General features: G+C 64.4%; 24 protein-coding genes. 20 read left to right on the top strand and 4 right to left on the bottom strand.

The genetic code is table 11. The annotated features are described in order from the left end of the window. Window positions 1-9: 9 nt before the first annotated feature. The 8 genes from AC2FAN_RS01855 (at window position 10) to AC2FAN_RS01820 (ending at window position 10413) form a co-directional block, all read left to right on the top strand. A complete protein-coding gene (locus AC2FAN_RS01855; protein ID WP_485172507.1) occupies window positions 10-1884 on the top strand; it encodes an ABC transporter permease in 1875 nt (624 codons plus the stop codon). Between the two features lie 17 nt (window positions 1885-1901). After that, the gene (locus AC2FAN_RS01850) at window positions 1902-3566 is read left to right on the top strand and encodes an ATP-binding cassette domain-containing protein (protein WP_485172506.1); all 1665 of its coding nucleotides are present in this window, start codon (window positions 1902-1904) and stop codon (window positions 3564-3566) included. Window positions 3567-3602: 36 nt separating this feature from the next. Further along, a complete protein-coding gene (locus AC2FAN_RS01845; protein WP_485172505.1) occupies window positions 3603-5684 on the top strand; it encodes a hydantoinase/oxoprolinase family protein in 2082 nt (693 codons plus the stop codon). A gap of 10 nt (window positions 5685-5694) precedes the next feature. Continuing rightward, on the top strand, window positions 5695-7434 hold the full coding sequence (locus AC2FAN_RS01840) for a hydantoinase B/oxoprolinase family protein (RefSeq protein WP_485172504.1): 1740 nt from the start codon (window positions 5695-5697) through the stop codon (window positions 7432-7434). 385 nt (window positions 7435-7819) lie between these two features. Continuing rightward, window positions 7820-7978, top strand: coding sequence for a TetR/AcrR family transcriptional regulator (locus AC2FAN_RS01835; RefSeq protein WP_485172503.1), 159 nt, complete (start codon window positions 7820-7822; stop codon window positions 7976-7978). After that, window positions 7975-8412, top strand: a complete 438-nt coding sequence (locus AC2FAN_RS01830) for a hypothetical protein (protein ID WP_485172502.1) — start codon at window positions 7975-7977, stop codon at window positions 8410-8412. The genes AC2FAN_RS01835 and AC2FAN_RS01830 overlap by 4 nt, the downstream gene beginning before the upstream one ends. 135 nt (window positions 8413-8547) lie before the next feature. Further along, on the top strand, window positions 8548-9504 hold the full coding sequence (locus AC2FAN_RS01825) for a hypothetical protein (RefSeq protein ID WP_485172501.1): 957 nt from the start codon (window positions 8548-8550) through the stop codon (window positions 9502-9504). A 354-nt stretch (window positions 9505-9858) separates the two neighbouring features. After that, on the top strand, window positions 9859-10413 hold the full coding sequence (locus AC2FAN_RS01820; RefSeq protein ID WP_485172500.1) for an invasion associated locus B family protein: 555 nt from the start codon (window positions 9859-9861) through the stop codon (window positions 10411-10413). A gap of 116 nt (window positions 10414-10529) precedes the next feature. Here AC2FAN_RS01820 and AC2FAN_RS01815 read toward each other — a convergent pair whose 3' ends face one another. Together AC2FAN_RS01815 and AC2FAN_RS01810 are read right to left on the bottom strand one after the other, a co-directional pair. Then, entirely contained in the window at window positions 10530-11297 is a 768-nt protein-coding gene (locus AC2FAN_RS01815) for an SDR family oxidoreductase (RefSeq protein WP_485172499.1), read from the bottom strand. Between the two features lie 10 nt (window positions 11298-11307). After that, window positions 11308-12507 (bottom strand): mandelate racemase/muconate lactonizing enzyme family protein, encoded by a 1200-nt coding sequence (locus tag AC2FAN_RS01810; protein ID WP_485172498.1) that lies wholly within the window; start codon window positions 12505-12507, stop codon window positions 11308-11310. Between the two features lie 192 nt (window positions 12508-12699). Between AC2FAN_RS01810 and AC2FAN_RS01805 the strand changes: the two genes are divergently transcribed. From AC2FAN_RS01805 to AC2FAN_RS01780, 6 genes are all read left to right on the top strand, one after another. Then, entirely contained in the window at window positions 12700-13461 is a 762-nt protein-coding gene (locus tag AC2FAN_RS01805) for a GntR family transcriptional regulator (RefSeq protein WP_485172497.1), read from the top strand. A 20-nt stretch (window positions 13462-13481) separates the two neighbouring features. Beyond that, a complete protein-coding gene (locus AC2FAN_RS01800; protein ID WP_265053140.1) occupies window positions 13482-14468 on the top strand; it encodes a 2-hydroxyacid dehydrogenase in 987 nt (328 codons plus the stop codon). Window positions 14469-14546: 78 nt separating this feature from the next. Then, window positions 14547-15350, top strand: a complete 804-nt coding sequence (locus AC2FAN_RS01795; protein ID WP_485172496.1) for a transporter substrate-binding domain-containing protein — start codon at window positions 14547-14549, stop codon at window positions 15348-15350. Between the two features lie 108 nt (window positions 15351-15458). Then, window positions 15459-16118 carry an amino acid ABC transporter permease gene (locus tag AC2FAN_RS01790; protein WP_485173041.1) on the top strand — a complete coding sequence of 220 codons (660 nt, stop codon included), beginning with the start codon at window positions 15459-15461 and terminating at the stop codon, window positions 16116-16118. Continuing rightward, complete coding sequence (locus AC2FAN_RS01785; protein ID WP_485172495.1) at window positions 16118-16771, top strand: amino acid ABC transporter permease; 654 nt, start codon at window positions 16118-16120, stop codon at window positions 16769-16771. Before AC2FAN_RS01790 ends, AC2FAN_RS01785 begins: the two co-directional genes overlap by 1 nt. Then, complete coding sequence (locus AC2FAN_RS01780) at window positions 16752-17483, top strand: amino acid ABC transporter ATP-binding protein (RefSeq protein WP_476807252.1); 732 nt, start codon at window positions 16752-16754, stop codon at window positions 17481-17483. The genes AC2FAN_RS01785 and AC2FAN_RS01780 overlap by 20 nt, the downstream gene beginning before the upstream one ends. Here AC2FAN_RS01780 and AC2FAN_RS01775 read toward each other — a convergent pair. After that, the gene (locus tag AC2FAN_RS01775; protein WP_485172494.1) at window positions 17477-17923 is read right to left on the bottom strand and encodes a hypothetical protein; all 447 of its coding nucleotides are present in this window, start codon (window positions 17921-17923) and stop codon (window positions 17477-17479) included. The genes AC2FAN_RS01780 and AC2FAN_RS01775 overlap by 7 nt on opposite strands. A gap of 101 nt (window positions 17924-18024) precedes the next feature. Between AC2FAN_RS01775 and AC2FAN_RS01770 the strand changes: the two genes are divergently transcribed. The 6 genes from AC2FAN_RS01770 to AC2FAN_RS01745 all read left to right on the top strand — a co-directional run bounded on the left by AC2FAN_RS01770 (window position 18025) and on the right by AC2FAN_RS01745 (window position 24205). After that, window positions 18025-19158: a mandelate racemase/muconate lactonizing enzyme family protein gene (locus AC2FAN_RS01770; RefSeq protein ID WP_476807250.1), complete on the top strand. Its 1134-nt coding sequence runs from the start codon at window positions 18025-18027 to the stop codon at window positions 19156-19158. Further along, window positions 19145-20155 carry an NAD-dependent epimerase/dehydratase family protein gene (locus tag AC2FAN_RS01765; protein WP_485172493.1) on the top strand — a complete coding sequence of 337 codons (1011 nt, stop codon included), beginning with the start codon at window positions 19145-19147 and terminating at the stop codon, window positions 20153-20155. The genes AC2FAN_RS01770 and AC2FAN_RS01765 overlap by 14 nt, the downstream gene beginning before the upstream one ends. Next, window positions 20148-20606, top strand: a complete 459-nt coding sequence (locus AC2FAN_RS01760; protein WP_485172492.1) for a RidA family protein — start codon at window positions 20148-20150, stop codon at window positions 20604-20606. Before AC2FAN_RS01765 ends, AC2FAN_RS01760 begins: the two co-directional genes overlap by 8 nt. Window positions 20607-20697: 91 nt before the next feature. Next, window positions 20698-22293 (top strand): ABC transporter substrate-binding protein, encoded by a 1596-nt coding sequence (locus AC2FAN_RS01755; RefSeq protein WP_485172491.1) that lies wholly within the window; start codon window positions 20698-20700, stop codon window positions 22291-22293. Window positions 22294-22393: 100 nt separating this feature from the next. Next, entirely contained in the window at window positions 22394-23338 is a 945-nt protein-coding gene (locus AC2FAN_RS01750; RefSeq protein WP_265053150.1) for an ABC transporter permease, read from the top strand. Window positions 23339-23344: 6 nt separating this feature from the next. After that, window positions 23345-24205 carry an ABC transporter permease gene (locus tag AC2FAN_RS01745; RefSeq protein ID WP_476807246.1) on the top strand — a complete coding sequence of 287 codons (861 nt, stop codon included), beginning with the start codon at window positions 23345-23347 and terminating at the stop codon, window positions 24203-24205. A 13-nt stretch (window positions 24206-24218) separates the two neighbouring features. On the opposite strand, the gene AC2FAN_RS01740 is transcribed toward AC2FAN_RS01745, so the two are convergent. Next, on the bottom strand, window positions 24219-24938 hold the full coding sequence (locus AC2FAN_RS01740) for a FadR/GntR family transcriptional regulator (RefSeq protein ID WP_485172490.1): 720 nt from the start codon (window positions 24936-24938) through the stop codon (window positions 24219-24221). Window positions 24939-25050 lie beyond the last annotated feature (112 nt).

The raw sequence follows: 25050 nt of genomic DNA, 5'->3' as shown, positions 1-25050 counted from the left end.
GCCGCAACCATGATCGAATTCCTCAGCCAGATCCTGAACGGGCTGGTGATCGGGAACGTCTACGCGCTCGTCGCCATCGGCTTCTCGCTGATCTTCGGCGTGACGAACCTGATCAACTTCGCTCAGGGCTCCCTTCTGATGCTCGGCGCCTTCTTTGCTTATACCGGCGTGCGCCTCGGGCTGCCCCTGGCGGTGGCTGCTCTCTGTTCCGTGGCGCTCACCACCGCAGTCGGCATGCTGATCGAACGGGTGGCGCTGCGCCCGCTCGAGAATGCGCCTTGGATTGCTCCATTGCTTTCGACGCTTGCGATCACTTTCATGCTCGATCAGGCGGCCGAGATCATCTGGACGCCGGAAGCACATCCATTTCCGAACCCGCTATCGGGTTACAGCGTCGTTGTCGGCGCAGCCTATGTCACCGGCATGGACGCAGCGATCCTGGTGATCTCTCTCTCCTCGATGGTGGCGCTGTATCTGTTCCTGACGCGGAGTTGGGCGGGCAGGGCGCTGCGCGCCATGTCGCAGGATATGGATGCCGTCCGGCAGATGGGGGTTAGAACCGACCGCCTGCGCCTGCTTGCCTTCGGCCTCGGTGCGGCCCTGGCTGCCGTCGCCGGTGTCATGGTCGCAATGTACTATCAGACCGTCTATCCGCAGATGGGTGTGCCGTTCGGTCTCAAGGGCTTTACGGCGGCCTTGCTCGGCGGTCTCGCGAGCATTCCCGGCGCCGTCGCCGGCGGCCTTCTGCTGGGCATCCTGGAGGCGCTCGCAGTCGGATATGTCGGCGAAGGCTTCCGCGACATGGTTGCGTTCGGCATCCTGCTCGTCATCCTGACCTTCCGGCCGCAAGGCCTGTTTGGTGACAAGCGGCTCGACGCGCTGGGCGGCTCGCGGGGCGCTTCCGGTGTGATGCCCTCGACCAGCATCCTGATCGGGCAGGGCGGCCAGGCGCTGCCGCAGATCCGCGGGCTGAACCTGCCTTATCCGCTGCTGGCCCTGGGCGTCGCGGCCTGCCTGGTCCTGCCTTTCCTGCCGGTTTCCGCCTATGTCATTCAGGTTGCGCTGCTGATCGCGATCTTCGGACTGCTGGCGGCCGGGCTGACGATGCTTTCGGGCGCGGCTGGCATCATGTTCCTCGGCTTCTCCGGCTTCTTCGGCGTCGGGGCCTATGTCGCTGCTCTCAGCGCAAAGCAGGGGGCACCAGCCGATCTCGCCCTGCTGGCGGCGGCGGCTGTCAGCGCCGCTCTGGCCGGGATCGTCGGCCTCGTCTGCGCCGGCCTGACCGGGCATGTCGTTGGGCTCGCCACTCTCGCTATTGGCGTGCTGATCTGGCTCGTCCTGCTCAACTGGACCGATGTCACGGGCGGCCCCAACGGTGTCTTCGGCATACCCCGCCCTTCGCTGTCTTTTCTGCCGGACGTGTCGATGGCGTCGGTCTCGACACAGTATTGGCTGGCTGTCGGCCTGCTGATCGTGGCCGTGCTCGTCGTGGGGCGCCTGCTCGCATCGCCTGTCGGGCTGAGTTGGCGCGCGATCCGGGAAGACCGCGTCGCGGCCCATGCGGCCGGGCTGCCCGTGCGGCGTTATCTCGTCACCGCCTTCGTCATGGCCGGAATCTGCGCCGGTCTGGCTGGAGGCCTCTTCGCCTTTCTGCAGCGCTTCATCAGCCCGGACAGCTTCCGGCTCGACACCTCGTTCCTGATGGTTGCCATCATCGTGCTCGGAGGCCTTGGCAACCTGACGGGAGCGCTGCTCGGCGCTGCCGCGCTCATCGTCCTGCCCGAGATGCTCCGCGATGCGGCCGAGTTCCGCATGATCCTCTTCGGGGCAGTCCTCTACCTCACGCTGCGGTTCCGCCCGCAGGGGATTGCCGGAGTCCGCTGATGCACGGGACACGAGCCATGAACCCAAATCCCAACCTCGAGCTGACCGATCTGAAGGTCAGCTTCGGCGGGCTCAAAGCGATCGGCGGCGTCGATATGTCGGTGGCCCCCGGCGAGTTTGTCGGCATCGTCGGGCCCAATGGCGCCGGAAAGTCGACGCTGATCCAGGCGGTTACGGGCTTCGTCAAGCCGACCGGCGGGTCCGTGAGCTTCAAGGGGCATCGTCTGGACGGGCTGGCGCCGGAGGATATCGCCGCATTGGGCGTCGCCCGCACCTTCCAGACCAGCCGCGTCTTTCCGGCGCTGACGATCGCCGAGAGCGCTCGCGTGGGCACGCAACGCGGCCTTATAGGCGGTGGTCGTCAACGATCCCGCTTCGGACATCTCACCGAGCCGCTCGGGGCGATCTTCGGCCTCGCGGCATATCGAACGGCAACCCGGGAGGCCGACGAAAAGGTCGAGGAGATCCTCAAGATGTTCGGGGAGCGTCTCTGGCCGCGCCGCGATCGTCCGACGCATAGCCTTTCCTATGCGAACCGGCGGCGCCTGGACATCGCCAGAGCGCTGGCGACATCTCCGGATCTGCTGCTGCTCGATGAGCCGACCGCCGGGATGAATCCGACGGAAAGCCACGAGCTCGCCGACCTGCTCATCGATATGCGCCAGCGCTTTCCCCAGATGGCGATCGTCATGGTCGAGCACAAACTCGATATCGTCCGCAAGCTGACGCAGCGCACGATCGTCATGGCGCAGGGCAAGATCATCGTCGATGACGAGCCCGATCGGGCTTTCGCCAACCCGGAAGTGGCTGCGGCCTATCTCGGCCAAGGCGGCAATGCGCGCAGTTCCATTGTCGTGAAAGGTCATATCGACCACCAGCCCGAGATTGCGATGCCGGGGGAGCCGGACAGCCCGGCCGTCGAACTCAAGGGGGTCGACGTCTTCTATGGCTCGGTCCAGGCTCTTTTCGGCGTTTCCCTGCAGGTTGGCCGCGGCGAGGCCGTTGCGGTGCTCGGCGGCAACGCTTCCGGCAAATCCACCGCCATCAAGACGGTGTTGCGACTGACGACGCCGCGCAGCGGCGAGGTGTTGCTGTATGGACGACCTCTGGAGGCACGCTCCACGGCCGAAGTGATCGATCAGGGCATTGCCTCGATCCCGGAAGGTCGGCGCATGTTTGCCGAGCTTACGGTCCGCGACAACATTCTGATGGGTGGCTATGCGCGGCGCCATGTGCCCCGCCAGCAACTCGATCGCGACGTCGAGGCGGCTGTCGCCGAGTTTCCCTGGCTCGGCAAGCGGCTCGACCAGCTCGCCGGAACATTGTCGGGCGGCGAGCAGCAGATGGTCGCTATGGCGCGGGCCTGGCTGCGCAAACCGCTAATCCTCTGCATCGACGAACCTTCGATGGGCCTGTCCCCACTGATGGTCGACCGCGTCTATGAGATCCTCGCGCGTTGGAAGTCGCAAGGTCTGACCATCCTCATGGTCGAGCAGAGCGCCAACAAGGCACTCGAGCTGGTCGACCGCGCTTACGTCCTGCGCAACGGCATCGTGATCATGGAAGGCCGCGCGGACGAACTGCGCGAGAACCCGGCGGTCCGGGAAGCTTACCTCGGCGGAGAGCATGTCTCGGCCTCCGCCTCTGCGTCATCGGGCCTCGCGCCCAGTCTTGCTCACTGATCCGGCTCGAAGCCGTTCCATTTGGAGGTCCCTGCGATGGGCTTGCGCGTTGGCGTCGATATCGGCGGCACATTCACCGATTTTGCAGTGCTCGACCCGGCTACGGGGCATTTTGAGATAGGCAAGGTGCTGAGCACGCCGGCCGATCCGGCCGAGGCCGTGATCGAGGGCCTCAAGGCCCGGATGGCCCAGAGCGGCCGACCGATGAGCGAGATTGCCGAAGTCGTTCATGCAACGACGATCGCCACGAATACCGTGATTCAGCGCAAGGGCCCGCCGACCGCGCTGATCACCACCAAGGGCTTTCGTGATGTGATCCTGATCGGCCGCCAGAAGCGGTACGAGCTCTACGACAACATGGCGGGGCGCCCGGCGCCGTTGGTTCCGCGGGACTTTGTGTTCGAGGTCGCCGAACGGATGCTCTGGACCGGAGAGGTCGAGACCGCGCTCGACGAGGACGGGGTCCGCTCGATCGCTCGGGAACTGGTCGAGAAGGGCGTGGTCGCCGTGGCAGTCTGCTTCCTCCATTCCTACGCAAACCCTTCGCATGAAAAGCGCGTCGCGGACATTCTGCGGGAGGACGCCCCCGATCTGATGGTGTCGATTTCCTGCGAGGTCTCGCCTCTCTATCGGGAGTTCGAGCGGACCAGCACGACGGTCATGAATGCCTACGTCATGCCCGGGGTGGCCAGCTACATCGAGCGGCTGGATCGGCAGCTGCGGGCATTGGGCGCGCAAGTGCCGATGCTGATCATGCAATCCAACGGCGGCGTGGCGACCGTCGAGACGGTGAAGCGCTTTCCGATCCGCATCATCGAAAGCGGCCCAGCCGCCGGCGTCCTGACGGCAGCGCGCTTCGCACCCGCAGCGGGCACTGACAATCTCATTTCCTTCGACATGGGGGGCACCACCGCTAAGCTTTGCCTGGTCGAGGATGGAAAGCCGTTGCTGACGAGCCAGTTCGAGGTGGACATGACCCACCTCAAGAAGGGTAGCGGCCTGCCGGTCAGCATTCCGGCGGTCGATCTGATCGAGATCGGCTCGGGAGGCGGAAGCATCGCCAAGGTCGAACTCGGCGCGATCGCTGTCGGCCCCGAAAGCGCGGGTTCCGTGCCCGGTCCGGCCTGCTATGGGCGCGGCGGCGCCAAGCCGACCGTCACGGATGCCGATCTCGTGCTGGGTTATCTCAATCCGGACTACTTCCTCGGCGGCGAGATGAAGCTCGACAGCGAAGCGGCCCTTACGGCGATCGAGAGGGACGTCGCCGTCCCGCTGGGCATCGACGTCATGCAGGCTGCCTGGGGCATCCACGAGATCGTAACCGCACAGATGGCGCAGGCCGCGCGCGCGGTGACGATCAATTGCGGAAAGGACCCCCGCCTGTTCGCGCTTGTGCCGTTCGGCGGCGCCGGCCCGGTCCATGGCACCCGCCTCGCACGCATGCTCGGCTGCCCGAAGGTCGTCTTCCCGCGCGCCGCGGGCGTGGAGTCCGCCGTCGGGCTCCTGATGGCGGAGACCTCTCTGGATCTGGCGCGCACCCAGGTGATGAATCTTGACGCCGGCGCGATCAACGAGATCAACGCCCTCTACTGTGACCTTGAGGAACAGGCGCGCGGGCAGCTCGATGATGCCGGCGTCCCGCGCGACAGGCAGAGCTTCTCGGCGAGCTGCGACATGCGCTTTGCTGGCCAAGGCTTCGAGATTGCCGTCGATCTGCCAGCCTATCCTTACGCGGAGTCCGATCTCGACATGCTTCGCGAGGCCTTCCACGCCGCCTACGCCAAATCCTATGGCGCCCGAACGTTCGATCCCGACTGGACGATCGTCGCGGTTCACTGGCGGTTGCGCGCGATCGCCGTCGGCAAGACGCTGACCATGGACGAACTGCCGAAGCTGCACGGAGGTGTCGAGCGGGCCAGGCGCGGCCAGCGTCAGGTCTGGTTCCCCGAGACCGCCGGATTCACGCTGTGCGACGTCTATGACCGCTACGCGCTGAGCGCCGGCGATGTCTTTGCCGGGCCTGCCATCGTCGAGGAGCGGGAGTCGACCATCGTCCTGCCTCCGGAAAGCAAAACCACTGTCGACACCCACGGCAACCTGATCACCACGCTGAACTGAGGAAACCGCGATGAGCACGATCGATCCAGTTACGTTCTCGGTGGTGTGGGGCGGCCTTCTCTCCACTGCAGCCGAGATGGGCAGCACGCTGCTGCGCACCGCATATTCGATGACGGTGCGCGAAGGCTCCGATTTCTCGACGGGCGTTTTCGATGCCGAGGGCAATATGATCGCACAGGGCGACTACAGCCCTGGCCATCTCGGCTCGATGGCGTTCACCGTTCGTCAGATGCTCGACTACTACCCGAAAGGCACTCTTGGACCGGGCGACGCGGTCATCTGCAACGACCCCACGATCGGCTCCGGGCATCTTCCGGACTTCTTCATGGTCACGCCTGTCTTCCATGACGACGAATTGATCGGCTACGCCGTCAATATCGCCCACCATATCGATGTCGGCGGTAGTGCGCCGGGCAGCGAGGAAGTGGTCGGCGTCAGCGAAACCTGCCAGGAGGGCATCAAGCTGATGCCCGTCCTTCTCTACAAGGCAGGGGAGCCGATCCGGGAAATCCTGCGCATCATCGAGGGAAATGTCCGCATCAAGGATGTTCTCGGTGACCTGCATGCCCAATATGCGGCGAACATGACCGGTGTCGCCCGCATGCAGGCGCTCGCTCGGCAATACGGGACCACGCAACTCGCCGACTGCATGCGCGACATCGTTTCGCGCAGCCGTGACGCGATGGTCGAAGCGATCGCGGAGCTACCCAAGGGTACCTACCATTTCAGCGACGTACTCGATGATGTCGGGCCGGGCACGGAGCCCGTGCCGTTTCAGCTTGCGCTCACCGTCGAGGACGGTCGCATCATCTGCGATTGGGAAGGCACCGGCCCACAGAGGCCGGCCGGCATCAACGCCTACATGCAGTACACGCGATCCTACTGCATTGCGGCCATCAAGGCGGTCACGCTCCCGCGCTCGCCCCAGAATTTCGGCATCATCAGCTGCATCGAGATCCGGGCGCCCAAGGGCAGCTACGTCAATCCCCATCCGGGAGCGGCCAGCGGCGCGCGCGCCGTCAACGCCAACCGCATCTACGAGGTGGTGATGGGCGCGCTTGCGCAGATCGTGCCCGACCGCGTGATCGCTGCCAGCTCCGGCTTCTGCAACCCGAAGGTCAGCGGCTTTGTCAGCCCCTATACCGGCAAGCCTTTCCTCGCCTGGATGACGGCAATCGGCGGCGTCGGAGCGCACCGCCACCGCGACGGTCAGGAGGCCACGACCTCTCCGACGAACGGCACCAATACACCGGTCGAGGTCCAGGAGATGAATGCGCCGGTCTTTGTCGAGCGGATGGAACTCATACCTGATACCGGGGGGGCAGGGCGGTTCCGGGGTGGCATGGCGGTACGCAAGGACGTGCGCCTGTTGGCCGAGGCCGGACTCGTGACCAACCTCGGCGACCGCTATGTCAACGCGCCTTACGGGTTGGAAGGCGGGCTGCCGGGCTCTCTGGGGGCCACGATCCTGAACCCGGGCCAGCCAGGCGAGCGCAACCTGCACTCCAAGGGGACATATCCTCTCCGGAAAGGCGATGTGCTCAGCATGCGGACAGCGGGCGCCGGTGGTTTCGGCGATCCGGCCGAGCGTGCGCCCAAGGCTGTTCTGCGAGACGTCCGGCAGGGACTGGTCTCCGCCCGCGCGGCGCAGAGCCTCTACAAGATCGTGCTCAGCGAGGATGGCTCGGACATCGACGAGACCGAAACGCGCAAGGCCCGCACTGCTTGTTCGCTGTTGCCGACGGCTTGAGGCGCGATACCGGTGCATCTCCTGATCTGCTCAGGTGAATGACTGGCCGCCCGAGCACCAAGGCTCGTGACTGATGACGAGCTTGCTGCCGGCCGCATGGCGACGCGCTAACGAGCGCCTGCCATGCGGCCGCTGCTCTTTGAATATCCCGATGGTCGGCTCTCTCCGGAGCCGGGCGGCCGCGTCGTCCGCCTGCCTCAAGTGGCGGACGCCTTCCGGGTAACGAGATCAGGGACCCATTGCGGCGCTCGTGACTGTCGGCTCAGCTCGAGAACCAACTTGCATTGCGGTCTGGAAAAAACCGCGACAAGTATCAGTCGGCTGAATCGTCTGACGGGGAGCATAGCTCCCACTTGATGATCCGGAAGTCGATTAGGCGGGTTTGATGGTCACTCGAACAGAGCTGGTATCAAGGCTGGAGCGGGCGTTCCTTGATCACGGCCATGCTAACCTTACGATGATCAGCATCGCCAAATCGGTAGATGTAACGCGTCGTACATTGTATAACTATTTTAGAAATAAGAGCAAGATTTTCGATTTTTGATCGAGAACGGTAACGCTTACGCAGTCGATCTTGGCATGAGCGCCGCTCGATCGGCTTTGGTCAGTGGGCAAAGCACGGTCGACGTGCTCGCGACGATCCTTGACGTTCGCTATGGAGATACGCGGCGCCGGCTGGCCAGGTCGCCTCATGCGGTCGAGATCAATGATCAGGCATTTCGTCGCTGCCGCGATATTATGGTCGCGTCGGCGATTGCGTTTCAAGCTGAGCTGGCCTCTTTCATCGAGGAGCTTGAGGCGAAGGCCCTTGTTAAGATCAGGGCGGGAATAAGTCCTGCCGATCTGGCTCAACTATTGGCTGACGGTGCACGCGGTACCAATCAGAGCTTGCCGCCAATTCCGCCTGACCAATTGATACTTCGCTATCGCGGTATGGTTCGAGCCCTGCTCCACGGCACCGTGGAAGGAGCCGCCTGAGCAGCGCTGGCGCGCACAGGCTGGCAAACGTTCGATTCAGGTTTGCTTTCGGTTTCTCAGTTTTCTCCAACATGTGCATTTTGTGCTAGGCGCACGTTGCGGCAGCAGGTTCGTTCGTATTTGCGGGGGCAGCGAATGCAATCATTGGAATCGCAGTCACTGGAATCGAAAGCGCAGGATTGGCTGGCTGATCGTCGCTTCCACCGTGTCGTGCATCGGCTCGCATCGGGATTTGTTGGGGTGCAGACGATCGCTCCGCGCCTCGCTTCCCAATTCTCTACACAGCAGCGTTGGCTGATGTGCCATGCGGCCTTCTGGCGCTTTTTTGAAGCGGCGAGGGCAGGGCGCTTCGGGATTACACGGCAGGAGTTTGTTGATGCCGTGTTGGCTTATCGATTGGCCAGCCGGAACACGGCCACGGCCTTCTTCGCGCAGGCGCTCCAGTACGGCCTGATACAGCCGGTCAACCGCGGCGCGGGCAACGGCGCCGGGCTGGTTGAGCCAGCCGGCGCGACGTTGGGAGCGCTGATCGAGTGGTATGTCCTCCATCTGACAGCACTGGACGCATTGGATGGCGACAATCGTGCGCTGCGCTGGACGGAAGCAGGGCATCCTCTTCTGTCCGAGCTGGCGCCGCTCGTGGCTGAGAGACTCTTAACATCCGAGCAGATCCGGGCCCCTGCGCCGACTTACGCGGCGTTCGCATCCGTCGACGACGGCGGAAGCCTGATGGATCGGTTGATCGCGGGTCTGAGCGCAGATGCCTCCTTCGACGAGGAGAGGGCGATGACGAATGTGAGTTCGGTTTCATCCCTGGCTCGCCCGTTATCGCTGTCCCGCACGCATACGGGGCGCACCCTCTCGGCTGCCGCGGCTCTTGGTGGGCTAGGCTGGTGCGGAGCGCCAGGCCATTCGGCGATCTGGCTGTCGAGAACCTTTCGTTTGGAGTACGCCGCTTTCCAGGCTCTGAAGCTTGCAATCATCGACGATGCCTTCGAACGGACGCAGGCAAGCACAGAGACGCTTGGGTCAGGCTTGCCGTTGCTCGGCCGAGAAATGGCTCCTGAGGCATTGGGCAGCCAATCTTGCTGACGAAGACGTCTGGCAATGCCGTGAAGCGGCGATCTTGTGGGCCTGCGGGCCGATCCGGGCAGCCCGTCGTCTAAGACCCCGCATGGCCGGCGCGGGCAAGTGACCATTTTTGACAATCATATTGCACATAGAAGAGCAATCTGAGAATTGATGCGCCCATCATCCGGGCGTCTGGAAGGTCGCCTCGCCAGAAAAGCAACTCGCCGCCCGCTTCATTTACGTCAGCGGGCGTCTGCCGAGGGCCGAGTGCCCTGATGCAAACGCCGTCGTCGCCTGGGGTGAGACGGAACGGTGTCGAGGTGGGCTGTGCAGGCGAAGCAGATGATTTTGGGCTTGGCGACTCTTGGAGTGGTCGTGGCCTCAATTGGCTCGGGATTCGCGCAGAACGGCCCGGCGAAGCCGGCAGCGGCGCCTCCCGCTGCCCCGCCGTCGATCCCTGCGGTCTCATCGGAGCCCACAGTCACGACGGCGAGCTTCGGCGACTGGACGCTGCGCTGCCAGCGCATCGTCGACGCAGCCAGGGCGGCGCGGGTCTGTGAGGTTGCGCAGGTTCTTCAGGCGCAGGGCCAGCAGGCCCCGCTTGCGCAGGTCGCCCTCGGGCGGCTCGCGAACGGCGAGCCGGTGCGTATCACCGCCGTCATGCCGGCCAGCGTCTCCTTCCCGAGCAGCGTGCAGATCTTCATGGGCGAGAAGGATGCCAAGCCGGTCGACTTGCCTTGGCGGCGTTGCCTTCCGACCGGCTGTTTTGCAGACGTCGTTCCAGGCGACGATGTGCTGAAGCAGTGGCGCAAGGCGACCGAGCAGGGCCGGATCCTGTTCAAGGACGCGGCCGGTCGTGAGCTGGCATTGCCCCTATCGAGCCGAGGTCTCGATCAGGCGCTCGACGCACTCGCCAAGGAGCGCCTCTGAGATATCGAAGCGCCGCTCGCTCCGTCCGGTTCCCGCGTTTGTGCCGCGTGCAGCCGAGCGTCCGGCAGCGCGGGGCTTTCGCGCCGAGGTCGCGCCCATTCTGAGCTATTCCAGTATCACAGAACGGAAATCATCCCTCCGTCGACATATATGATTTGTCCATTGACGTAATTCGACGCGGGCGCAGCAAGAAATACGGCCGTCCCAATCAACTCGTCGGGCCTGCCCCAACGCTTGGACGGCGTGCGGTTCTTTACCCACGCATCGAACGCTGGATTGTCGATCAGCGCCTGGTTCATATCGGTCAGCATGTAGCCAGGGCCGATCGCATTGGCCTGGATGCCGTGCTCTGCCCACTCGGCCGCCATGGCCTGGGTCAGCATCTTGATGCCGCCCTTGGCGACGGTGTAGGGGGCGACGGTGGCACGTGCCAAGGCGCTGGTCAGCGAGCCGATGTTGATGATCTTCCCGTGGCCGCGCGCGATCATCCGCTTCGCAGCTTCCCGTCCGATCACGAAGGCCGATGTCAGGTTCGTGTCGATCACGCGCTGCCAGTCCGCTGTCGCCAGTTCCACCATCGGCTTGCGGAACTGAATACCGGCGTTGTTGACCAGGATGTCGACGGTGACACCGGACGCGTCGAAGCCGGCGAAGGCATTTACGACCTGCTCCTCCGAAGTGACGTCGAATGCGGCAGGATTGGCCTCGAAGCCGGCCTGACGCATCTCCTGCACGGCGGCACCGACACGGGCAGGGTCGGTACCGTTCACGAGGATGCTTGCGCCGGCCGCCGCAAGACCTTCCGCCATCGCCCGCCCGAGGCCGCGCGAGGAGCCTGTGATGAGGGCAGTGCGACCCGTGAGATCGAAAAGCGGATTGGTCATCCCGGAATCCTCACAGGCTCGAACGGCGATGATGCAGGTCCGGACGTTCGAAGACTGCCGGCAGCAGCTCGACGCCCAGCCCCGGGGCCTCCATCGGGTAGACGTAACCGTTCTTGATGACGGGCATCTCGGTGACGAGCTCCTTGTACCAGCCGGTGTAGAAGGCACGCACCGATTCCTGGATCAGCGTGTTCGGCTGGCTGAAGGAGGCGTGGATCGCGGCGATGAAGCCGACCGGTCCGATGCAGTCATGCGGCGCGAAGGGCCGGTGATAGGTCTCCGCCATCGCAGCGATCTTGCGCCCTTCGGTCAAGCCGCCGGTCCAGCAGAGATCGGCCATGACGACATGCATCGCATCGCGGTCGAGCATGTCCTTGTAAGGGAAGCGCGAGCCCAGCGTCTCGCTGGCGGTCACAGAGACCGTCGTAGAGCGCGCGAACTCGGCCAGCGCCTGCGGCGAGTTCATCCGGATCGGATCCTCGTACCAGCTCGGCTCATACTGCTCGAGCACACGGGCGATCTTGATCGCGGTCGGCAGGTTCCAGAGCGAATGGAACTCGACCATGATCTCCATTCTGTCGCCGACGGCCTTGCGGATCTTTTCGAAGGGCTCGATCGCCTTCCGCATCTGCTCGGGTGTGATGTACAGCCCCTGATTCTCGATCGCCGGCGGATCGAAGGGCCAGATCTTCATCGCCGTGATGCCGCTTTCGAGCAGGCTCTCGGCGACGGCATCGGGCCGGTTCATGAAGCCGTCGAGGTCTTCATAGGGGCCGCTGGTCTCGCCGAGATTCCAGGTCGAGACCGGCTTGATGTTCTGCGAGCGGACATATTTGTAGCCAGCGCAGGTATTGTAGATGCGCTGCTTGTCGCGGCAGAGCCCGCCGAGCATCTGATGCACCGGCTGGCCGCAGACCTTGCCGAAGATGTCCCAGAGCGCGATGTCTACCGCCGATGTGGCGCGCGATTCGACGCCGGTCGAGGCCTGCGCCATCGGCAGGTTGGTCATTTCCTTGTGCAGCGCCTCGATATGCAGCGGGTTCTTGCCCAGCAGGCGCATCGCAAGCGTGTCGTGCAGATGTGCCTCGACGGCGGCGGCGCCGTAGAAGGTCTCGCCGAGACCCACGATGCCGGCATCGGTGTGCACCCGTACCCACAGCACATTGGCGAACTCGTCCGTCCGCAGCGTTTCGATCGCGGTGATCTTCAAATCAGCCTCCCGGAGCTGCGCTCTTCGGCGAGACGAGCTCGGGAGCGCCTTGTTCGCTTGTCGCGGCCTGCCAAAGGGCGATGATGGCCGTGCAGTCTGGGACCATAGGAGCGCTTGTAAAATTTCACAACATGTTTATCGTTGCGTTCAAGATGGCGCCGCTACAGAGCGCCACGCGGGAGGAACAGGGTCATGGCGAAGCGCCAGAACCAGCCGCGGCTGGTTGCAGCCGACGACACGGCGACGCCGAAGCGGCAAAACCGCGTGAACCTGTTCGAGCTCGCCTATGGGCGCATCGAAGAGATGCTGGTGACCTGCGAGCTCAAGCCGGGCCGCTTTCTCGCCATGCAGGACCTGCAGGATCTGACCGGCTTCGGCCGCACGCCGATCCACAACGCGGTCAACCGGCTGGCGGCCGACACGCTGATCGTCATCCGCCCGCGCCACGGTTTGCAGATCGCTCCGATCGATCTGGCGCGAGAGCGGCTGCTGCTCAAGCTACGGCGCGATCTGGAGCGCTTCGTCATCGGCCTGGCGGCCGAGCGCGCGGGCCCCTCGCACCGCAACCAGATGCTGCACATGGAACGCCTGCTGCGCGAGCGCCGCGCCGGGCTCACTCTTGCCGAGTTCAACACGCTCGACCGGCGCATCGATCAGATGGTGCTGGCGGCGGCGGCCGAGCCCTTCCTGGAACATACGCTGCGCCCGCTGCACACGATCTTCCGGCGCATCGGCTTCATCTATCACAACTACATGCCCCATCGTGTCGGGCTGGAAGGCACCATCGACCACCATATCGCCGTGCTGAACGCGATCGCGACGCGTCATGGCGACCGGGCCGTCGCGGCCTCCGATGCGTTGATAGGCTTCGTCGATGGCATGTTCGACGAGATGGAGGCCGCAATCGACCCTTCCTTGCTGGATTGCAGCCTAGAGCCGCTGCTAAATACCTGACGTAAAGAGAGCCGCCGATCATGCGCATCGTCTTTCATGGTGAGAATGCCGCTTCCTTCAGCGAAGGCTTCGCCGGGCTGGTGGGATCGGACGCCGATATCCGTGTCCTCCCGGACCAACTCGAGGCCGAAGCCGATCGCCGTGCTTATGCCGATGCGGATGTCGTCGTCGGCGTGAAGTTCGATGCCACCTTGCCCGCCCTGACGAATCTGCGCCTATTCCATGTGCCGGGGGCCGGCTATGACGCGGTCCAGCTCGACAAGCTCCCGTCCGAGACGAGCCTCTGCAACTGCTTCGGCCACGAGCAGGCGATCGCGGAATATGTGATGAGCGCCTTGCTGGCGCGGCACATTCCGCTCGCCGATGCCGATCAGCGTCTGCGCCGCGGCGACTGGGCCTATTGGGCGGGCGCGCCCGACCGCGTCCATGGCGAGATCGCCGGCAAGACCATCGGCCTGCTCGGCTTCGGGCATATCGGCAAGGCGATCGCACGGCGTGCCAAGGCCTTCGAGATGCAGGTCAATGTCGCCAATCGCAGCCCGGTCGCGACCTCCGAGATCGTCGACCGCTCTTTCACGCTCGACCGGCTCGACGCGTTCTGGGGTTCGGCCGACGCGATCGTTGTTTCGCTCCCGCTCACCCCGGAAACCCGAGGGATCGTCGGCGCTGACGCATTCGCCGCGATGCGCCGCAATGCGGTCGTCTTCAACGTTGGGCGTGGCCCGTTGCTCGACGAGGCTGCGCTGTACGAGGCGCTAAAGCAGGAGCGCATCGCCGGTGCCGTGATCGACACCTGGTACCGATATCCCTCTTCCGAAGACGCGAATCCCCTGCCGGGCTCGTTGCCTTTTCATGAACTGCCGAACATCGTGATGACGCCGCATATGTCGGGCTGGACGAGCGGCACGATCCGCCGCCGCCAGCAGACGATCGCCGACAACATCCGGCGCTGTTTCGCCGGCGAGCCTCTGACCAACCTCGTGCGCGAGGGCAAAGCCGTCGCCTGATCTCCGATTTCCGAGCCGGACGCCAAGAAGCCGGCTGGGCCAACCGCGGACAATCCGCAAAAAGTAGGGAAGCGCACCATGGGTCTCTTCAAGCATTTCAGGGTTGCCGGCACTTTGCTGGCGCTGGGCGCCGGCATGCTGGTGGCAAGTCAGGCTTCGGCCCAGTCGGTCACCGACATCATCAAACGCGGCTCCGTCAAGATCGGCGTGCTGATCGGCGCGCCGCCATATGGCTCGGTCGACTCGCAGGGCAATGCGATCGGCTACGATGCCGACGTCATCGCGCTGATCGGCAAATATCTCGGCGTCAAGGTCGAGATGGTGCAGCTCACCCCGCCGGCCCGTATCCCGGCGCTGGAGGCCAACAAGGTCGACTTCCTCGTTGCGACGCTCGCCCCGACGCCCGAGCGTGCCAAGGCGGTGATGTTCTCGATTCCCTATAGCGCCTTCCAGACCGGCATCTACGCCAAGAAGAACGTCGCCATCAAAACCTGGGACGACCTGAAGGGCAAGAAGGTCGGCGTCAACCGCGGCTCCAGCGTCGAACGCGAGTTCACCAGCCGCGAGAAGGAGCTGAACCTCACCATTCTGCGCTTCGAGGACGACGCGACCACGATGCAGGCGCTCTTCTCCGGCCAGGTCGAGGCCATCGCCGGCCCCGACGCCCAGGCCAACGCCGCCATGAAGGCGCGCGGCGAGACCGAGACCGAACTCAAATTCGTCTTCGGCATGCAGCCCAACTCGATGACGATGCGCAAAGACGCCTATGAGCTGCGCCAGTGGCTCAACAACTTCATCTACTACGTGAAGCAGAACGGCGAACTCGATGCGATCGCCCAGAAATGGGTCGGCAGCCCGCTGCCGCCGCTGCCGACCTTCTGATCCTACGCTCGAGCCGGCGCGCGTTCCAGCGCGCCGGCGATCCCTCTCGACCTCCAGGGCCGAAGGAGCGCGCCGTTGCTCTTCCAAGACGTCTTTTCCAGATGGCCGATGATCCTGAACGGGGTCATGCTGACGATCGCGCTATCCTTCATCGCGATCGGCCTCGGCCTCGTACTCGCCACGCTCATGACCGCGCTTCGCAGCCTCGCAGGCAGTTGGGCCGGCTACCTCGTGGATGCCTATGTCGAGCTGATGCGCAATACGCCCTTCCTGGTCCAGCTCTTCATGATCTTCTTCGGATTGCCTCAGATCGGCATCCGCATGAACGGGCTCGAGGCCTCGATCCTGGCGATGACGCTCAACCTTGCCGCCTACGCGACCGAGATCATTCGCGCGGGCGTCGACTCCATCCACAAGTCGCAGATCGAGGCCGGCATGGCGCTGGCGATGACCAAGCGCCAGGTCCTGCAATATGTGATCCTGCAGCCGGCTTTCGCGCGTGTCTGGCCGGCGCTGTCGAGCCAGTTCGTGCTGATGATGCTGGCGTCCAGCATCTGCTCCTTCGTCTCGGTGCAGGAGCTCTCCGGCACGGCCGCGATCATCGAGCAGGATACCTTCCGCAGTTTCGAGACCTACATCGTCGTCACCGTGATCTATCTGGTGCTGGCGCTCTCGCTGAAGCTGTTCCTGAACTGGCTCGGCCGGAAGCTCTTTCCGCAGGTCTCGGGCCTCGCGCGCCTCACCGAAGCGCATGGGGAGGCCGCCTGATGCAGACCTTCGGTTGGCCAGAGGCCTATTTCATCCTGCGTTCCGCCGGCTGGACGCTGGCGCTCACGGCAATAGCCTTCTTCATCGGCAGCATCCTCGGTGGCGCCTTCGCGATCATGCGCCTGTCCCGGGTCAAGCTGCTGCGCCAGTTCGCGGCCGGCTACATCCTGGTCGTCCAGTCGATCCCGGTCCTCATGGTGCTGTTCATGAGCTATTACGGGCTTTCGGCTGTTGGCATCGAATTGCCGCCTTTCTTCGCGGCCTCGGCCTCGCTGTCGATCTACGTCTCAGCCTATCTCGCCGAAATCTGGCGCGGCTCGATCGAATCCGTACCGCGTCAGCAATGGGAGGCTTCCGCCTCGCTGGCGCTGACCACGTCGCAGCAGTACCGCTACATCATCCTGCCGCAGGCGGTCCGGATCTCGCTGCCGCCGACGGTCGGCTTCCTCGTCCAGCTCGTGAAGAACACCTCGATCGTCCAGGTCGTCGGCTTCGTCGACCTCATGCGTGCCGGGATGCTGGTCAACAACGCGACCTATCAGGCCTTCCAGATATTCACCCTGGTGGGTGCGATCTATTTCGCGATCTGTTTCCCGCTGTCCCGGCTCAGCCGCCATCTCGAAAAGGTGATGAATGCCAGCCGTTCTCATTGAAGACGTCCACAAGCGCTTTGGCTCGCTGGAGGTGCTGAAAGGCGTCTCGCTCAGCGTCGAGACAGGGCAGGTCGTCGCCATCATCGGCCGCTCCGGCTCGGGCAAATCGACGCTGCTGCGCTGCATCAACGGGCTCGAGACCTTCCATGCCGGCAAGATCGAGGTCGCCGGCCACACGACAACGCAGGACCCGACCAAGCTGCGCGAATTGCGCAAGGATGTCGGCATCGTCTTCCAGAGCTACAACCTGTTCCCGCACCTGACGGTCGGCCAGAACATCATGCTCTCGCCGCGCATCACCAAGAACGTCTCCCAAGCGGAGGCGCTCGCACTGGCAAAGGACGTGCTCGCGCAGGTCGGGCTCTCCGAGAAGTTCGACAGCTACCCCGACAACCTCTCCGGCGGCCAGCAGCAGCGTGTCGCCATCGCCCGCTCGCTGGCGATGAAGCCGAAGGTGATGCTCTTCGACGAGGTTACCTCGGCGCTCGACCCGGAGCTGACCGGCGAGGTGCTGATCGTCATGGAGAAGCTCGCCAAGGGTGGCATGACCATGCTGCTCGTCACCCACGAGATGAACTTCGCCCGGACCGTGGCCGACACCACGGTGTTCATGCATCAGGGGAAAATCTGGGAGCAGGGGGCGTCGAAGGCGCTGTTCGCAACCCCCCAGACCGCTGAGCTGGCGAACTTCGTCAGGGCTGGCGCTCATTGAGCGTCTTCGCTCCGCGTCGATGATTTGGCTCGGACCCTGGCGGAGCACAAACGATTCTGCTTCCGCAATGCGAAGGTGGATATTCCATAGGTGAGCTTCGAGCGTCCGCTTTCGGACGACGGCTCGATGGCGGCTGTTGGCGCCACTGCGCTTGCCACCTGATCGGGCGCAACGCCCCGGTTGGCAGTTCGCGTTGAGCCGCGGCGCATTGCTTCGATCTGGCTTGCGCAAGCCAGACATGTGTCGATGGCCTGAAAAGCCCTGATGCGCGCAACATCCTGGCCTGCCTGCTTATTCAGACGGGCGCGTTCCCCGGGCTCTTCGCCGATCGAATTCTTGTCGATGTTGAATAGTCCGGCGAAGCGGTGCTCGCGCTTCGGCCGGTCGAGATGCGCAGCGCAGCTATTGGCATCAAGCTGCAGATGGGCGCCGCACAGCATGTAGCGACGGCCACGTCTCGACGATATTGCGCTCGCCCTCAAATTGGTTCAACATTGGCTGAAATTGATCTGCATTGGCTGGACAAGGAATGCGACGGGCCATGATCATCGAAGACATCGCGTTCATCCCCTTGCAGGCGCAGCTTCCCCCCGGTCGCAGCTATGGAATGGCAAAGTCGCTCGCGAGCGCCCGGGCCACGACCCTGGTCCGCCTGCGCCTGTCCGACGGAACCGAAGGTGTCGGCGAATGCTGGGGCATGCCCACGGTAAATCTCGCCATGCTGCCACTGGTAAAGGGCTACCTGCTCGGGAGTCACGTGCTCGACATCGAGCATGTCTTCTCGCAGATGCTGGCTCGCCATTACCATTTCGGCGTCCAGGGTCCCCTGACCTGGAGCATTTCCGGCATCGACATGGCTGCCAAGGATGCGGCGGGCAAGGCGCTGGGCCTGCCGGTTCACCGCTTGATCGGCGGCAAGCAGGCTTCCCAGGTGCCGATCTATGCGTCTGGCGGTTATCTGACGGAGAATAGCGAGCGCGATTTCGAGCCGCAGATCGAAGCGATGGCGAAGGCGGGCCATCGCTCGATCAAGATCAAGATCGGCGTGTCGCCGGCCAGCGACGAGCAGCGTGTCGCTGCGGCGCGCCAGATTCTAGGCCCCGATGTCGAGATCCTGGTCGACATCAACTCCAACTACACCCTCGATCTCGCGCGCGAGAGCATCGGCCGGCTCGTCCCCTACGGCATAGGCTGGGTCGAGGAGCCGCTCGCGCCTCAGGATTTCGCCGGCTATGAGGCGCTCCACCGCTGGAGTCCGGTCCCGATCGCCACGGGCGAGGCCCTCTACACCGCCTTCGACTTCAAACGCCTGATCGATCGGCGTGCTGTCGATGTCGTGCAGCCGGATCTCTCGCTCTGCGGTGGTTTCTGGCAGGGCCGTCAGATCGCCCAGCTCGCGATGATGGAGCATTTGCGCCTGTCGCCCCATGTCTGGGGCACCGGGGTCGGTTTGGCGGCGGCGGTGCATTTCGTCGCGTCGCTGCCGGTTTATCCCCATGGCGGCAATGTCCCGCGCCCGACGCTGGTCGAATATGATCTGGGCGACAACCCGTTGCGGGATTCAATCCTGGTCGATCCGCTCCAGCAGGTCGATGGCGTGATCGCCGTGCCCGACGCGCCCGGCCTCGGTATCGAGATCGACTGGAATGCGGTGGATCGCCATGTCCTTCGCTGATGCAGTCGAACCTGATTCCACCGAGCTGGCGTCGAGGCCTGGCAGCGCCGGCACCGTGCTTGTCGCCGGCGGACTGGGCTTTGTCGGGTCTCATGTCGTCCGCGCCCTGATCCGTGCTGGGTATGCCCCGGTTCTGTTCGGGCCTGCCATGGCCGAGGACCGGCTTGCCGATGTCGCCGGCCGCTATCAGGTGTTCGAGGGCTCCATCGGCGATCGCGAGGCTCTCGACGCGGCCTTTGCCCGGTTCAAGCCGACGCAGGTGGTGTCCTGCGTGGCGCATAGCGTCGGCAAGCAGGGCCTGATGCGCGCCGGGGAAGCCGAGGCCGATGCCGCATTCGAGATCAATGTCGCCGGCCACGGCCGGCTCGTCGAGGCCGCGTGCCACGCTGGCGTGAACCGCATCGTCTGGACCGGTTCCGCCGTGGTGTATGGCCCCGCATCTGCCTATGCGACCACGCATGTCAACGAAGACGATGTCTCGGCTCCGACCACCGTCTACGGCGTGACGAAGCAGATGGCGGAGGTGCTTTCCGAGTTCCTGATGCGCCGGCACGGCGTCGAGATCGTCAGCATGCGCCTGCCGCTGATCCTCGGCCCCGGGCTCTGGTATCAAGGCGCCGCGAGTTCGATCTCCGAGGTCTTTGCGGCGGCACGCGAAGGGCGCCCGGCGCATGTGACGTTTCACGACCACCCCGTCGACCTGATGCATGTCGTCGACGCGGCGGCGGCGATGCTGACGGCGCTGCGCCATAGCGGGCCGGTCCGGCCGGCCTATAACATCAAGGGGTTCGAGGCGAGCATCCTCGACATCATCGAGGCCGTCCGGGCGAGGCGACCGGGGGTCGAGATCGGGTTCGAGCGCATCGAGCCGGCACTGCTGTTGCCGCTGAGCGACGGCAGTCGGTTCGTGTCCGAGACCGGCTTCGGACCGCGCTACGACCTTGACGGCCTCGTCGAAGATCTTCTCGCGCCAATTCCGGGACAAGCCCATGATTGACCAGCGTCTTGCCGAGCTCGGTATCGAGCTGCCGGAGGCTGCCTCGCCTTCGTTCAACTACGTACCGGTGAGGCTGCACCGGGGCGTCGCCTATGTCGCGGGTCAGCTTCCCAAGGTTGACGGCGAGGTCAAGGTCAGAGGCAAGGCCGGCGCCGGGGTCTCGCTTGAAGCCGCTCGCGCCGAGGCGCGTATCTGTATCCTGCAGGGACTGGCCTGCTTGAAGCAGGCGTTGGGCAGCCTCGATCGGATCGAACGCGTCCTGAAGGTGACGGGCTTCGTCGCGTCGGCTCCCGGCTTCAACGACCAGCCGAAGGTTCTCGACGCCGCCTCCGACCTGCTCGGCGAAATCCTGGGCGAGGCAGGCCGCCACGCGCGCTCTGCAGTCGGGGTTGCCGAACTACCGCGCGATGCGGCCGTCGAGATCGAGTTGGTAGTGGCCTATCGCGACTGAGCTTCTCGACATGGGGTACCGGCCAACGGGCGCCCGGCCATCCCAGGATCTCAGCAGATCCGAACCGGAGCCCGGTGAGGGGAAAACAACAATGTCGGATTCGGATCTCTTTGGCGGCGTCGACCGCCGCAGCCTGCTGCTGGCCCTCGGAGGATTTATTGCCACGGCGACCTTCGCCGGTTCGGCCGCCGCGGCCGAACTCTACGGGCCGAAGCCCACGGGCGCGAAGACGGGTGGAACCCTCAACATGGGTCTGCTCGTCGAGCCTCCGGGACTCGACCCGTTTCATCAGGCGGCCGATGCGCGCATCCGGCTGACGGTGTTGATCTATCAGGGGCTGTTCTACGAAAGCCCCGACGGCACCGCCATGCCGCTGCTCGCCGAAGGTTTCGACCTGTCTGCCGACCGGCTGGTCTATACCGTGCGCCTGCGCAAGGGCGTGAAGTTCCATGGCGGCCAGACGATGACCGCGAAGGACGTCGCCTACAGTTACAACTATATTCGGGACCCGAAGAACGGCTCGCCCGGGGCCGGCGATTTCGCCATGATCACGGCGATCGACGCCGTCGATGACGCGACGGTCAAGATCACGATCTCGGCGCCCAACGCGGCACTGCCGATGACGCTCGGCAACAAATACGGCGGCGTCGTCCCGGCCGGTTATTTCGATGCGGCCGATGCGAAAACCAAACTTAACCAGGCGAGCGTCGGCACCGGGCCGTTCAAGCTCGCCGAGTTCAAGCCCAACAGCAATGCCACCCTGGTCCGCAACCCGGATTACTGGGAGCCGGGCGTTCCTTATCTCGACCGGATCAACTTCATCTTCGTTCCGAATGCTGCGAGCCTGCTCGTCGGCCTGCGCAACAAGCGCATCGACATCGCGACGCTGAGCCGCCCGCAGGACGTCAAGCAGGTCGAAGGTGTCGCCGGGCTCGTTGTCGAGCGGAAGCCGTCCTTCAACCAGAAGGCCATCGATCTCGGTGCCGAGCTCAAGCCGCTCGACGATGAACGCGTCCGCCGCGCCATCGCCCTGGCGGTGGACAAGGACGAGATCATGCGCGCTTCGATCGGCGGGCTCGGCAACGTGGTCGGCACCATGGTCGCCGGCATGCAGGAGAGCTGGGGCGCGCCGCTCGACAAGCTGCCAAACCAGAAGCTCGACATCGCCGCCGCCAAGAAGCTGCTGGCCGAGGCCGGCCACCCCGATGGGTTCGATCTCACCCTGACCTCGATCATCGGCTACGACTGGATGGACGCCGCCAGCGTGATCCTGCGTGAGCAGCTCGCCAAGGTCGGCATCAGACTCTCGATCCAGCGCGTCGAGCTGGGCGTTTGGGTCAAGAATTTCCAGTCGAAGCAGATGGGCTTCACCTTCAACGACTGGGCGACGGTTCCGGACCCGAACCTGCTGTTCTACCGGCACTTCCACAAGGCGCCGGAAGGCGCCGATTTCCGCAACTGGAAGAATGACGAAGCCAGCAAGCTGCTCGACGAGGGGCGTGCCGAGAGCGATCCGGCAAAGCGCCGTGAGATCTATACACGCTATCAGCAGGTGATGGCCGAAAGCGTGCCGACGATCATGCTGTTTTCGGCCGACCATGTCGTCGTCAGGGGCGAAAGGGTGCACAACTACGATCAGCATCCCACCGGCTGGTATTACGGCCTGGCGCGCGCCTGGGTCGGCTGATCCCGCCCGCATCCGGCGCCGCATGGCGTCGCCTGCAACGCCGGCGCGGCCTCCAACTCCGCGCCGGCCATTCTTCCTGTCTTGAAATCCGCGGAGTCCGATGGGCGCTTATCTCGCAAAACGACTGGCAGCCTCTGCCGTCACGGCGCTGCTGGCGTCGATGGTGGTGTTCCTGCTGGTGCGGTCGGTGCCCGGTGACGTGGTCGGCCAGATGCTCGGCCAAACCAGCGACCCGATCGCGACCAAGGCACTGCGCGAGTTCTTCGGCCTCGATCAACCGGTCTGGCGGCAATATCTCGGCTGGCTCGGGCATGTCCTCACCGGCGATTTCGGCACCAGCTGGACGCGCGGGCAGCCCGTCCTCGGCATGATCGGCTCGGCGCTCGCGGTAACCGTTCAGCTGGCCTTCGCCACCCTCATTCTGGCGACGCTGATCGGCGTCCCGCTCGGCATTCTCTCCGCCATCTACGAAGGCCGCGCGCTCGACCGCGCGGTCCAGGCCTTCAATCTGCTCGGCCTGGCCGCGCCGGTGTTCTGGATCGGTCTCATGCTGCTGGTCGGCATGTCGGCCGGCTTCGATTGGTCGCCCCCGCTGATGTACGTGCCACCGACCGAAGCCTTGGGCGAAAACCTTTCGATGATCGCCCTTCCGGTGCTGAGCCTCGCTTTGCTGCAGGCTGCCGCCTACAGCCAGTTCGTGCGGCAGAGCATCGTCTCCGCCCTCGGGCAGGACTATGTGCGGACCGCGACCGCCAAGGGCGTCCCCACGCGGACCATCTTCTTCACCCATCTGCTGCGCAACATCGCGATTCCGCTGGTGACGTTCATGGGCCTGATCCTCATCCAGATTCTGGGGGGTGCCGTCATCATCGAGAGCCTGTTCGCGCTGCCGGGACTCGGCAGGTTGTTGCTGTCGTCGATCGAGACGCGGGACTATCCCGTGCTGCAGGCCGGGCTGCTGGTCGTGGTCGTGGTGGCCATGCTGGTCAATCTGCTTGTCGATCTCTCCTACCGGATCATCGATCCACGCGTCCGGCTGGGTTAGTCCGACATGAGCACCTCACCAACCTTTCCTTCCTTCCGCGCCCGCTTGTCGCGCCTCGTTCTGCGCGCGCGCCTCGAGCCGGACCTGGCTCTCGGCGTGGTTCTGCTCGCCTTCGTGCTGCTGGTCGTGCTGTTTCCGAGCCTGTTCACCAGCCATTCGCCGCTGGCGGTCAATGTCGACAGGGCGATGGAAGCTCCCTCGTCGGCTCATCCATTCGGGACGGACGATGTCGGCCGCGACGTGCTCGCCCGCGTCGTGCATGGCGCGCGCATGACCCTGTCGATCTGCGCCTCGGCCCTGGCTGCCGCGGCCTTGATCGGGGGCGCGCTCGGCATGATCTCGGGTTTCCTCGGCGGGCGCATCGACATGGTGCTCGGCCGGCTCGTCGACGTCATCCTGAGCTTTCCGCCGATCATCTTCGGCGTGATGGTCACCGGCATCCTCGGCCCGAAGACCATCAACCTCGTCTTCGCCCTCACGGTCGTCTACGTGCCGCTCTTCTTCCGCATCGCCAGATCGGGAGCCATGGCAGAAGCCGGCATGACCTATGTCGAGGCAGCCCGCAGCCTCGGCCTGTCGCCGCGCCTGATTCTCATGCGGCACGTCGCGCGAAATGTCCTGCCCGTCATCCTCGTCCAGTGCATGGTGCTGTTTCCGCTCATGCTGCAGATCCAGTCCGCACTCGGATTTCTGGGTCTCGGCGTTCAGCCGCCGACGCCCGACTGGGGCGCGATCCTTCAGCAGGGCAAGGACTACATCCTGTTGGCGCCGTGGATGTCGGCCTTTCCGGGCCTCGCCATTCTGATCACGGCGCTCGCACTGATGCTGGTGGGCCGCGCCCTGCAGCGCCGGATGGACCGGCGCTGAACCAGCCGGGGCGTCAGCTCTCGCTGACCGACATCAGCGTGCGCAGGAGATAGCTGCTGATGAGGTCGCGCGCCTTGCTCGCGTCCCGGGCCTTCAAGGCGTCGATGATCGCGGCATTGTCGCGAGCGGCGGCCGCGCGCACGGCGCTGATCGGAAGCGGATGACCACCCGGTCGACCCCAACCTGCCTTGCGCCGCGACGCGATGATCCGCTCGAACACCGAGACGAGGAAGCTGTTTCGCGAAGCGCGGACGATGGCGAGGTGCAAGGCGTATTTGGCTTCCTTGAACTCGCTCCAGCTCGCGGCATTGCGAAGTGCTTCGAGATAGGTCGACAGCGCCGCGAGATCCTGCTCGGTCGCCCGTTCCGCGACCAGTTCGGCCAGTGTCGGCTCGAACATCAGGCGGGCCTCCAGCAGTTCGCCCAGGCTGAAATCGGGTTCGGCGTTCGCTTCCGCGCTGGTCTTCGACTGGCTTCGGGCCACGAAAGTGCCCCGCCCGACATGGCGGATGATCAGCCCTTCGTCGGCGAGCTGGTTCATCGTCTTGCGCACGGTGTTGCGGGCGGCGCCGAAGCGCGAAGCGAGCGCCCTTTCGGTCGGCAGGCGCGCGCCCGTCCGCAACTGTCCCTCGACGATCGAGCTGCGCAGGCTCTGGTAGATGGCATGACTGTCCGAATCGGATTTCAGCCGCGCGCTGGGCTCGTCCGGTTGTCTTGCCAGGTGCTCGATCATGTTTGGTCTGGTTTGGTCCCGCCAATTCTCGAATATCGATACCTCATTCTCGCCAGATGTTCAAAAGGCGTGATCGACCGAGGCGGTGCGGAAAAATCGATGGCCATTGGTT

The organism is Allobosea sp. RIT-PG3_2 (assembly GCF_057321085.1).
This window is presented reverse-complemented; position numbering and strand designations above follow the sequence as displayed.